Origin of the sequence: Mesorhizobium sp. C372A (assembly GCF_030323245.1) — a bacterium.
In the GTDB taxonomy this organism is placed as follows: Bacteria; Pseudomonadota; Alphaproteobacteria; order Rhizobiales; family Rhizobiaceae; genus Mesorhizobium.
On sequence record NZ_CP100475.1, the window covers coordinates 262,413 to 273,166 of the forward strand.

At 59.8% G+C, this 10,754-nt stretch carries 6 protein-coding genes, 6 pseudogenes and 1 other annotated feature; of the genes and pseudogenes, 6 read left to right on the forward strand and 6 right to left on the reverse strand.

Annotated features, from left to right (window positions below):
- The first annotated feature begins 112 nt into the window (after positions 1–112).
- Together NLY42_RS01165 and NLY42_RS01175 are read left to right on the forward strand one after the other, a co-directional pair.
- The gene (locus NLY42_RS01165) at positions 113–1,351 is read left to right on the forward strand and encodes a DUF1173 family protein (protein ID WP_084779928.1); all 1,239 of its coding nucleotides are present in this window, start codon (positions 113–115) and stop codon (positions 1,349–1,351) included.
- Between the two features lie 79 nt (positions 1,352–1,430).
- Positions 1,431–2,784: pseudogene (locus NLY42_RS01175) on the forward strand (IS30 family transposase).
- On the opposite strand, the pseudogene NLY42_RS01180 reads toward NLY42_RS01175, so the two are convergent.
- Both NLY42_RS01180 and NLY42_RS01185 read right to left on the reverse strand, forming a co-directional pair.
- Positions 2,763–3,658 (reverse strand): annotated as a pseudogene (locus NLY42_RS01180) (IS3 family transposase); the annotation flags it as partial. The pseudogenes NLY42_RS01175 and NLY42_RS01180 overlap by 22 nt on opposite strands.
- Positions 3,291–3,407, reverse strand: a sequence feature (AL1L pseudoknot). Its footprint overlaps the pseudogene before it by 117 nt.
- A gap of 155 nt (positions 3,659–3,813) precedes the next feature.
- On the reverse strand, positions 3,814–3,963 hold the full coding sequence (locus NLY42_RS01185; protein ID WP_023703136.1) for a hypothetical protein: 150 nt from the start codon (positions 3,961–3,963) through the stop codon (positions 3,814–3,816).
- 197 nt (positions 3,964–4,160) lie between these two features.
- On the opposite strand from NLY42_RS01185, the gene NLY42_RS01190 reads away from it, so the two are divergent.
- The gene (locus NLY42_RS01190; RefSeq protein ID WP_286489014.1) at positions 4,161–6,080 is read left to right on the forward strand and encodes a potassium transporter Kup; all 1,920 of its coding nucleotides are present in this window, start codon (positions 4,161–4,163) and stop codon (positions 6,078–6,080) included.
- A 130-nt stretch (positions 6,081–6,210) separates the two neighbouring features.
- On the opposite strand, the pseudogene NLY42_RS01195 reads toward NLY42_RS01190, so the two are convergent.
- The 3 genes and pseudogenes from NLY42_RS01195 to NLY42_RS01205 all read right to left on the reverse strand — a co-directional run bounded on the left by NLY42_RS01195 (position 6,211) and on the right by NLY42_RS01205 (position 7,746).
- Positions 6,211–6,920: pseudogene (locus NLY42_RS01195) on the reverse strand (IS6 family transposase).
- A gap of 50 nt (positions 6,921–6,970) precedes the next feature.
- A pseudogene (locus NLY42_RS01200) lies at positions 6,971–7,134 on the reverse strand (DUF1403 family protein); the annotation flags it as partial.
- Between the two features lie 234 nt (positions 7,135–7,368).
- Entirely contained in the window at positions 7,369–7,746 is a 378-nt protein-coding gene (locus tag NLY42_RS01205) for a hypothetical protein (RefSeq protein WP_023690673.1), read from the reverse strand.
- A gap of 278 nt (positions 7,747–8,024) precedes the next feature.
- Here NLY42_RS01205 and NLY42_RS01210 point away from each other — a divergent pair.
- Positions 8,025–8,703 (forward strand): annotated as a pseudogene (locus tag NLY42_RS01210) (IS6 family transposase); the annotation flags it as partial.
- Between the two features lie 235 nt (positions 8,704–8,938).
- Positions 8,939–9,556, forward strand: a complete 618-nt coding sequence (locus NLY42_RS01215; RefSeq protein ID WP_023756276.1) for a hypothetical protein — start codon at positions 8,939–8,941, stop codon at positions 9,554–9,556.
- 105 nt (positions 9,557–9,661) lie between these two features.
- On the opposite strand, the gene NLY42_RS01220 is transcribed toward NLY42_RS01215, so the two are convergent.
- The gene (locus NLY42_RS01220) at positions 9,662–10,066 is read right to left on the reverse strand and encodes an acyl carrier protein (RefSeq protein WP_084779926.1); all 405 of its coding nucleotides are present in this window, start codon (positions 10,064–10,066) and stop codon (positions 9,662–9,664) included.
- Here NLY42_RS01220 and virG point away from each other — a divergent pair.
- Positions 10,017–10,730, forward strand: a pseudogene (virG, locus tag NLY42_RS01225) (two-component system response regulator VirG). The gene NLY42_RS01220 and the pseudogene virG sit on opposite strands and share 50 nt — an antisense overlap.
- Positions 10,731–10,754: the final 24 nt, after the last annotated feature.

A 10,754-nucleotide genomic window follows, 5' to 3' on the forward strand; every position in this document is an offset into this window, starting at 1 on the left:
GGGTTAACCACTGTCAATCCATGGGAAGCATCGTTGAACCCAATGGGTTGAACGAAACATCGGTTCAATGATTTAATCATAAGGCGAACAATCTTAAGTCGGATGGCACCTTATGAGTGACTTTGCTGTTCTGGGTCGCACGGTTGGCCCCCAGCACCCGGAAATTCAGACGCTCTTGCGTCAGGCGCGGGATCAGCAGGCTCGCGTCTTGTGTTTGTGTCGGCATCCCGGGGTGCCGATGTACATCGCCGCCGTCGGCGAGGAATTGATCATCAAGCGCATGCCGAACACCGGCAAGGACCATGCGGTCGACTGTGATCGCTATGAACTGCCCCTTGCACTGTCGGGAAAGGCGGAGATCCTGGGTCAAGCAATCATCGAGGATCCTGCATCGGAGGCGGCGCGGCTGAAGCTGGCCTTCGCACTGACACAAGGCAAGGCGCGACAGGGATCATCCGGCGAGGGGGCTTCCAACCATACTGTGAAGGCCGATCCGAAGAAGCTCACGCTGCGAGGCTTGCTCGACTATCTCTGGGAAGAGGCGGAGCTGACATTAATGGCACCCGGCTTTGTGGGAAAAAGAAATTGGGGGTTGGTCCGGAAATTTCTTTGGGGCGCGGCCGATGCGAAGTCGAGCCAGAAGTTCCAGTTGCGCGAGCTGCTGTTTATGCCGGCAATGTACTCCCCTGAGCACAAGGATCGCCTGGCAGCGGATCGGGAGCGGGCTTTCGCGGCGGCAGCCAAGGCCAAGCACAAGAAGATCGTGATCGGCATTGTGAAATCGCTCGATCCTGCCCGGTTTGGCGGCAAGCTGTCGGTCAAGCATATGCCCGACGCGCCGCTCTTCATGGATGAGAAAATGTTCAGGGCAGTGCCGAAGCGCTTTGCAGCAGAATTCGACCTGTGGCGACTGCACGAAAATTCGCACCTGATCACCATCGCAACGGTCATGCAGATGCCGTCCGGCATTCTGGCGATCGACGAAATCGGCTTTATGAACGTGACGGAGAACTGGATTCCGTTTCAGCACAACGACGAAAAGGAATTGATCGAGGTCCTGACCGGGGAGCATCGGCGGTTTGTGAAAACGTTGCGCTACAACGTGCTGCCGGCGGTACCGATGGCGTTCGGTCTTCTGACCGACGTTGACCAGCAGGGAACCGCGCTTTTTGTCGTACCGCACGATGCCAAGGAGGCGATACGGGCGGAATTCGACAATCTGATTTCAAGCTGCGAGCTCGAGACCTGGCGCTGGGACGCAAGCGGCCCCCGACCGGCGCTACCGGGCAAACAGCAGCGGCTTTCGCCTCCGCCCGGCAGGCAGACTCTGGAATATCGACCGAACAACTGAAAAGCCGAAGCGCGTGCGAGGCTGCAGCCGTAATTGGACCCAGCCAGGACATAAAAATCGTGAACAAGCGAAAGACAAGATGAGGGCAAAGATTCGATGCGGTTGGCGAGGGTCAGGTGAGCGCGACGAAGCGCGGACGACGGCTGGCGCACCCGTAGGGCAGGCTACGCCTGAGCTTGCGTCTGGCGCCGGCGTTTGCGCTGGAAGCGATCGTTGATCGGGGCCGTGACCAGGGAGTGCGAAAAGGAGAAAGCGATGCTGAAGAAATTCGACATGGATCCGGGAGCGGGCATCGTCATAGCAATCAAGGGAATCGGCATCAGGGCCATTGCTCGTAAGCTAGGTCGGCCGCCGAGCACAATCTCGCGGGAGGTCAGGCGCAATGCCGCGACGCGCAGCGGCAATCTGGATTACCGGCCAGTGCCGCCCAATGGCACGCCGATCGTGAGTCCCGGCGGCCTCCTGGCAAGCTGGCGGTCAATCCGGCTCTGCGTGAATATGTTGAGGAGCGCTTGGCCGGCAAAGTCACCAATCCCAATGGCGCCTCATTCGAGGGCCCCAAGGTGGGTATGGAAAAACGACAGAGCCGGAGGTGGTCGGCAACCTGGAGCCCCGAGCAGATCGCTAAATCGGCTTCAGATCGATTACCCAGAGGATCAAACCATGCGGATCAGCCACGAGACGATCTATCAGTCCTTGTACATTCAAGGACGCGGAGCATTGCGCCGAGGACTGACCGCATGTCTGCGTTCACGCCGAGCGTTGCGCGTACCGCGCGAACGGGCCCGAGTTCGCAACAAGTCCTTCATTGGAGACGCCCTTATAATAAGCGACCGTCCGGGCGAAATTGCCGATCGGGCTGTCCCCGGACATTGGGAAGGCGACCTCATCCTTGGCCTCGGAAGCTAGGCGATCGGTACGCTCGTGGAACGAAGTTCACGCTTCACAATGCGTGCTTCACCTGCCGCGCATGCATGGCTATCAGCAGAGCCTGCGCATCAAGAACGGTCCACCACTTGCCGGCCACGGCGCTGAAGCAGTCGGCAGAGCCATAGCCCGATCCATGGGCAAACTTCCCGAGCAACTGCGTCAGTCGCTGACTTGGGACCATGGAGCGGAAATGGCGCAGCAGCCGACCTGCGCATCGACACCGGGCTCGAGATTTACTTCTGCGATCCCCAAGCCCGTGGCAGCGAGACTCCAACGAAAACACCAACGGCTTGCTGAGACAGTACTTTCCAAAGGGCACGGATCTCAGTCGGCACACAGCCCGGGAACTGGACGCAGTTGCCCATGCTATCAACACAAGACCGCGCAAAACGCTCGGCTGGAAAACACCTGCCGAACTCCTCGACCAGCTCCTTGGGGGACAGTATGATGCCGGTGTTGCGACGATCCGGTTGAATCCGCCTTGGCTGCCTCTATCGCTGTGATGGATGAGCCCGCCTCCCCGCGCGGGCCGCCGATCATGGAGAGCCTGTTCCAGGGCATCGAGAACGAAGGCTGCATGCGCCGTCCGGCTCACCCGCCAGCCGACGATCCGACGGGCATAGGTGTCGACAAACGCGACATAGACGAAGCCCGTCCAGGTCGCGACGCAGGTGAAGTCGGAGACCCGCAGCATGTTCGGCGCCGGAGCATGGAACTGGCGGTTGACGTGGTCGAGAGGGCAAGGTGCGGCCTTGTCGCTCACCGTAGTGCGGATCGGCTTGCCGCGGACGATGCCTTCGAGGCCCATGGCCTTCATCAAGCGGGCAACCGTGCAGCGGGCGACCTCGAAGCCCTCGCGACGCAACCGCCGCCAGACCTTGCGAACGCCGTAGACACGGAAGTTCGCCTCAAACCGTCGGACCTCATCCTTCGAGGCTGTATCCCATCTTGCCCGAGCCGACAGCCGGCAGGGGTCGACGCGCTTGGCGACATGGTCGTGGTAGGTCGACGGGGCGATCGGCAGCACCTTGCAGATCGGCTCAACCCCATGCGCCTTGCGGTGATCGTCGATGAACGCGATCGTGGCCTGAACCGGCGGTCGAGCTTCGCCTGGGCAAAATACGCGGAAGCCTTGCTCTCGTTGGCCTGCGAAGCTCGCGGCTCTCGCGTTCCAGAGCCTTCAGTTTCGTCGCAGCATCCGTGGGAACTCCGGCGCGCACGCCGCCGTCACGCTCGGCTTTCTTGCAGCCGATCTTGGCGGCGATCGATGAAACCGCCGCCCACCGCGACGTATGCTCGCGTTCGTGATCCAGAACCAGCCGCACCGCGGGGGGTCCGGACCTCGGGAGAGAACTTGTTGGTCGCCTTGCTTGTCATGGTTTCACCTTCTCAGGAGTTGGAGCCTCCGATCAACCCGCGGCGGTACACAACAAGGGTCACGGATCATTCTGGGCGGGAACCCTAGAGAATCAGCCCTCAGAGCCTTTGGTAATAGACCGACCCCTCGCACCTGTTTGGGCTGGGTGTACAAGTCAGGTTTTCATCAGGTTGGACGAGTATGTCTGGCAGTAGAGCGCGACCACTTCCGTGCCCGCCCGCTCGTCTGGCAGACACACAAAGGAGAAAGATATGCCGTCAGCTACAAGCAGCGCCATCGTTTCCTGCCGCAGATCATCGCCCATCCGGTCTGGCCCTCCTTCAGGTCCCCTTGAGCCTGTGTCTCGTCGAGGAAATGGCCTGGGAGCGGGATCGTGGTTTCGTATGAGACAATCCGCCGGTGCGGCGACAAATGCGGTCCGCATACGGAGCCATTACGTCGCGGCACTTGATATTGCAGTGCAGCAAAGGTAGAGGGCCGCCCCTTATCGGAGTGTCGTCCATGGCCCTTACCAATGCTGGTAGCGAGGCAGAACCCGTCGAACAATCGAGCCATCCCGAAATCGAACAGCACAGCACCAAGGTGCTGATGCTAGGCGCGCTCGGTGTGGTCTATGGCGACATCGGCACCAGCCCGATCTACGCCTTCCGGGAAGCGCTTGTTGCGTCCTCCGGCGGCGAAATCGCCGAGCGCGGCGATATTCTGGGCGTGCTGTCGCTGATCATCTGGTCGTTGACGATTATCGTCACCATCAAATACATCATGTTCGTACTCAGAGCCGACAACCGAGGCGAGGGCGGCGTGCTGTCGCTGATGGCGCTAGCGCGCGGCAGTTTCCCCAAGCGGTCGGCGGTGATCCTGGGCATCGGCATCGTCGGCGCCTCGCTGTTTTTCGGCGACGCGGTCATCACGCCCGCGATTTCGGTGCTGTCGGCGGTCGAGGGTATGAACGTCGTCACGCCGACCTTCCAGCCCTATGTGGTGCCGCTGACACTGGTCATCCTGGCCATGGTGTTCGCGGTGCAGCGCTTTGGCACCGGCGGGGTGGGATTGGTGTTCGGCCCGGTGACCGCCGTATGGTTCCTGGCAATTGGCCTTTCCGGTCTCAACCACATCATCGCCGATCCCGAAATCCTGTGGGCGGTGAGCCCGCACTACATCGTCGCCTTCCTGATCAATTCGCCCGACGTCGCTTTCGTGACCATCGGCGCCATCTTCCTCGCCGTCACCGGCGCCGAAGCACTCTATGCCGATCTCGGCCATTTCGGCTGCAAGCCGATCGTGCTGGCCTGGCTGGCGATCGTGTTTCCCTGCCTGCTGCTCAATTATGCCGGGCAAGGCGCCTTCGTGCTGGCCAAGAACGGCGTCGTCGGCCATCCATTCTTCGAGATGAACGAAGGCTGGACGCTGATCCCGATGGTGGTATTTGCAACCGCGGCGACGGTTATCGCCAGCCAGGCGGTCATCTCCGGCGCCTTCTCGCTGACCCGGCAGGCGGTGCAGCTCAATATGCTGCCGCGCCTCGAAATCCTGCACACGTCGGAACGGCAGTCGGGCCAGATCTACATGCCGCGCGTCAACGTTATGCTGGCGTTGGCAGTGATGTTGCTGGTCGTCGGTTTCGGCGAATCGAGCAAGCTGGCCTCCGCCTATGGCATCTCGGTGACCGGCAACATGCTGGTGACGACGGTGCTGCTGTTCGTCGTCATGACGCGCATTTGGAAATGGCGCCTGTGGGTGGCGGTGGCGATGACGGCGGTGTTCGCGTTCATCGACATCGGCTTCTTTGCCTCCAACATCGTCAAGGTGTTCGAGGGCGGCTGGGCGTCGCTTGCGGTGGCCTTCACCATCGTTCTGGCGATGTGGACCTGGGTGCGCGGCAGCCGCTATCTGTTCGATAAGACCCGGCGCAACGAAATCCCGCTTGATTTCCTCGCCGGCAATCTGCTGAAGAAGAAGCCGCAGCTGGTGTCCGGCACCGCCGTGTTCCTGACCAGCGATCCGCAAAGCGCGCCGACAGCGCTGATGCACAGCCTGAAGCACTACAAGGTGCTGCACGAGCAGAACGTCATTCTGTCGGTGGTCACCGCACCGCAGCCGCTGGTGCCCGACAGCGAGCGGGTCAAGATGGAGACAGTCAACGAGTTGTTCATGCGGGTGACGCTGACCTTCGGCTATATGGAGCAGCCCAACATTCCGCGCGCGCTGGCGATCTGCCGCAAGCAGGGCTGGAAGTTCGACATCATGACGACGTCGTTCTTCTTGTCGCGGCGCTCGCTCAAAGCATCGCCCAATTCCGGCATGCCGGTGTGGCAGGACAAGCTGTTCATCGGGCTCGCCCGCTCGGCGGCCGATGCGACGGAGTATTTCCAGATCCCGACCGGACGTGTGGTCGAGATCGGCACGCAGGTGGCGATCTAAGGGCATGCCGCGGTTGAGAAGAATCGGTGCTGTCACATTGATTGAGCGGGTAAGGAAATTCAGGTAACAGCGCGCCCGGCACTGTAAGTTTCAGCGGCTTGATGCACGCGATAGCTGGCCGGGACGGCTGTCACGCTGTGGCGACACACGCGATTTTGTTCCAGATTTGCATGGGGGCGTTACGCAGGTCTCGATGTTGAGCCGATGACAGCGCATTGCAGGGAAAGTGAGCAGGTCGGCAATCGGATCATGGATGGAAACGAACCGCTGAAGCTGGCGTGCCGACTTGAAGCGTTTCATGATCCTTTCGCGTCGTCGAGTCGGCTGGTGCGAATTTTCCGCTCGATTATTCAGGCCTGTGTGCGACCGGTGTTCGACGCCGGGCAAGAGGTCGCGCATGGCGGCATCATAGGATCGGAGCTTGTCGGTGATCATGATCCGTGGTGTCCGCCCTTGAGCTTTCAGCAACTTGCGCATCAGACGCTTTGCCGCCTTGGCATTTCGGCGGCTTTGTACCAGCACTTCGAGGACGAAGCCGTCCTGATCGACGGCACGCCAGAGCCACTGCTTCTTGCCACTGATAGCCACGACACATTCGTCGAGATGCCATTTGTCGCCCAGGCAGCCGGCTGATATTGATCTCCTGGGCGAAATGCCGTCCGAATTTCTCCGCGCAGCTTCGAACGGTCTGATGCGTGACGATGATGCCGCGGGCCGCCAGCATGTCCTCAACCATGCGCAGGCTGAGCGGAAAGCGAAAGTAGAGCCATACCGCGTGCGCAATGATCTCGGGGGAAAGCGGTGGCGACCATAGAGCGGACCACGAGCAACTTCTGACATGGCCCAATGTAAGCACATCTTCATAAGCTGTCGGTTGACTTTACGGTGCCGCGCCAAGCGAGCAGCATCCGGCCGGCGGGGCCGACCCCGTCTCCCGGCCGTGAGCAGAACGGCATCACGCAGGGGCCGCTTCATCCTCGACGCGGCCAGCCTGCTTTGCCGTTACCGCCGCCGCCGAAAGCGCCAGGCGTTGCCGCCAGGCGCCGGTCCGCCGGCAGCGGTTCGTCTCCACCGATGATCCGATTGCCAACCAATTCCAATTTCCCCCATACCTGCGTAACGCCGCTATGCAAATCTGGACAAAATCGCGTATGTCGCCGCAGCATGACAGCCGTCCCGACCAGCTATCGCTGCATCAAGACGCTGATATCTTTACAGTGCCCGCACGCCTCTCGCGCGCCAACGGCCAGTCGGTGTCGCGAATTGAGGCGCGCTGAAGCCGTCCGGCTCAGCCGATCATGGCGCTTCGGTTGCCGGGTTCGAGGTCGTGGCCTCTGCCGCTGCGCGATTCTAGCAATTGCGCCTTGGAGAGCTCTGCTTCAGCCTCGGCGAGGCATGGCTCGGCTGCGGTTCTCTGCCGCAGAAGGTCCGATTGCGAATTCTTGACGTTGTCACGACGTAGGCGAGCGGCCTTGGCGAACGTCGGATAAGCGAAATGATTGACATCGGAGATGCCGCCCTTCGTTTCCTCGGCGTTTATCTGGAACTCCAGTTCTCGCGCCATGCGTTCGAAATCGGCAATCATGATGTCTAGCTGGTGCAACTGTCGTCGCTTCTCATTCACCTGAAATTGCTTCAGTCGGACCAGATTACCTCGTGGCTTCATGACTCGGTACTCCGGTACCCATTTCGTCCAATCAAACCGCTCTCTCCCCTTGACGTTAGGCCTACAGCGACTCTCACGTTTTCTGCTGCGAGCGGAAACATATTTTCCAAAATCCTTGGCCGATGGCTATGAGTTCAATGCATCGACAAGCATGCGAGCGGGGGACTTAAGGGGCGGTAAAAAAAGGCGGAATAGGGCGATTTTCACAATGTCTGCATATGAACGCGTTGAGACCTGCGGCGGGCTTGACACACAAAGCAATCGTCAAGATTTGCGACATGGACGCCGGGGGGCATGAATACGCCCGCCGTCAGCTACACGCCCCCCGATTTCCGCCGCCTATTATCGCCCACGCGCTCTGGCTTTATTTCCGGTTTCCGCTGAGCCTGCGCCTGGTTGAGGACATGCTGCTGGAACGCGGCATCGTGGTTTCGTATGAGACAAGTCGCCGGTGGGGCATCTAAGTTCGGGCTGGACTGCGCTCACTGCTTGCGCCGCAAGCCGCCGTGCCGGAATGATGTCTGGTACCTGAACGAAGTGGTCGTCACCATCGCCCGGCAAAAAGCTTTGGTTGTGGCGCGCCGTCGACCAGGATGGATATGTGCTGGACGAAATCGTGCAAAACCGCCGCAACACCAAGGCCGCCAAGCGCTTGCTGACGCGGCTGTGGAAGAAGCAGGGGCTCGCGCCGAAGCGCATGATCACCGACTAGCTTCGCTCGTATGGAGCGGCAAAGCGACAGATGATGCCGGACGTCGAGCACCGGTCGCACAAGGGGTTGAACAACAGAGCGGAGAATTCCCAGCGCCGCGAAAACGGGAGCGGATGATGCAGAGGTCCGATCGCAGGGAGGCCTGCAACGCTTCGTCTCGACCTTGTCAGCCCTCCGCAACCTCTTCGTCCCGCCCCAAACGTTCTGCTCTCGCCATACATGTTCATCGCCTCAGCGCGATGGCGCTGGTGATATCACGACGCGTTTGTACCGCTCGACCTACGCCACAGGTGCCGACGCTGCGACGAGCTTCGTCGGTCGCGTGTCGAGTGACGGCACCGGGGACAATTATCGTCGACCGCAGTCCGTTGCCCAGACCAAGGCGCTTCTCGGCGTCGGCACGATGGCAAATCGCAGCGTCACGATCTCGGCCGCTGCCCCTTCTGGCGGCGTGGACGGTGATTTCTGGGTGCAGCCGTAATGGCCCTTTACGTCAAAGCCTCCGGGGTCTGGGGGGCGGCTAGCGCCGTATGGGTGAAAATCTCAAGCCTCTGGACCAAGGCTCGACAGGTCTATGTGCGCAGCTCGGGCGTCTGGGAGAAAATGTTCCCGATAGATCTGGTCTTCAATGGCACTCACGAAGACTCGACTGCCACGACCGTTTACACCCACACCAGCATTCCGCTTCTTGTCGCGCCACACGCTAATCGTCGTGTCATCGTGACAACTGAGACCACTGACACCGAAAGTGCAGTGACCGTCAACAGTATGACGATTGGGGGTGTGGCTGCCACCCTTCTCGCTCAGGTGGAAAGCATCTTCAATTCTGGTGTGGTCTATCTGTCAGTGTGGTCGGCCCTCGTGCCAACCGGTACGACGGCAACGATCGTGACCACGTATAATGAGAGCGTGTTCCGTGACTACATGTCGGTCTATACGACCACCAATTGGGATGGTGTGGTGGGCACTGTTGCCTCTGACAACAATTCAACGGGTGGCCTGACAACGACCGTCAGCATTGGTGCCCTGGGCGCAGCGATCGCAATTGCGGGCAACGCCACCAAGGGGGCATCGGCACTGCGACATGGACCGGGCTGACCCAACAGTTCTCAAACACACCAGTCACGAATAGAAACCACAGCGGAGCAATGGCAATAGCTACCGCCGCCCAAGCTGCCCTCACCGTAACCTGTGCCTACAGCACTACTCCAGCACTTGTCGCACTGCTGGTGGTTCCGCGGTGCGCAACTCCTGACTGGCGACGGCGTCGGCGACATGCCTTACGGACTCGTATTGCCAGAGCTTGTAATCGTCGACAAACCAGCCAAGTCGGCTCTCGATCGCCGTAGCAAGCTCGTTATAGTCGAGGCTGTCGAGGCCGAGATCCCGCATTCTGGTTGTCATCGACACCTCTAGTTTTTCGGCAACTAGAGCGTTGAGGGTTTTGAGAACCAGTTGTTCAATTTCAAGTAATCTCATCACTAATACATGCCTTTTGCTTGCAGATTCAGGTAATGCAACCCTGATCGGGGCGCAACCCCCAAAACGAGGTGTGCCGTTGAAACATGTTCTTGTCATTGACGATGATGCCGCAATGCGGCGCCTCATCGCCGATGCATGCCCTGAAGGTAACCGCAGTCCACGATAGCAAGCAGTTTGACTATGTTCTTTCACGTGAGCCAGTCGATCTCGTGGTTGTTGACCTTAACCTAGGCCGGGAGGATGGACTTGCGATCGTCCGCAATCTGGCGACAAAATCGGATGTTCCTATCATAGTGATCAGCGGCGACCGGCTTGATGAGGCGGAAAAAGTGGTTGCACTGGAGCTCGGCGCAACCGATTCATTCCCAAGCCTTTCGGGATGCGCGAATTCTTGGCCCGCATTCGAGTAGCGCTACGCCAGCGCATTTCTAGTCCGCGAACCAGAGAGCAGCGCTCATTTCGCTTTGGGGCCTGGAAGCTCAGCGTGAAGCAGCGGCGACTGATCTGTGCGGAGCGTGGCGAGGTCAAGCTTACCGCATGTGAGTTCAATCTCTTGATCGCATTTCTGGAGAACCCCCGCAACGTGCTATCCAGAGAACGGCTTTTGCTCGCGAGCCGTGTGCGTGGAGAAGAGGTGTACGATCGAAGTATCGATGTCCTAATCATGCGCTTGCGCCGAAAGCTGGAGGCTGATGCGGCCAACCCTCGCCTGGTCAAAACATCCCGTGGCGCAGGGTACTTCTTCAACGCTGACGTAGATGTTAGCTACGGAGGCACGTTGGCCGCGTGACAGTGAGCTATGCTGGAGATTGGG

Coding starts and splice junctions, on each gene's coding strand:
- NLY42_RS01165 (WP_084779928.1), top strand. CDS start 113: ATGAGTGACTTTGCTGTTCTGGGTCGCACGGTTGGCCCCCAGCACCCG.
- NLY42_RS01185 (WP_023703136.1), bottom strand. CDS start 3,963: ATGGGCGATGATCTGCGGCAGGAAACGATGGCGCTGCTTGTAGCTGAC.
- NLY42_RS01190 (WP_286489014.1), top strand. CDS start 4,161: ATGGCCCTTACCAATGCTGGTAGCGAGGCAGAACCCGTCGAACAATCG.
- NLY42_RS01205 (WP_023690673.1), bottom strand. CDS start 7,746: ATGAAGCCACGAGGTAATCTGGTCCGACTGAAGCAATTTCAGGTGAAT.
- NLY42_RS01215 (WP_023756276.1), top strand. CDS start 8,939: ATGGCCCTTTACGTCAAAGCCTCCGGGGTCTGGGGGGCGGCTAGCGCC.
- NLY42_RS01220 (WP_084779926.1), bottom strand. CDS start 10,066: ATGAGGCGCCGCATTGCGGCATCATCGTCAATGACAAGAACATGTTTC.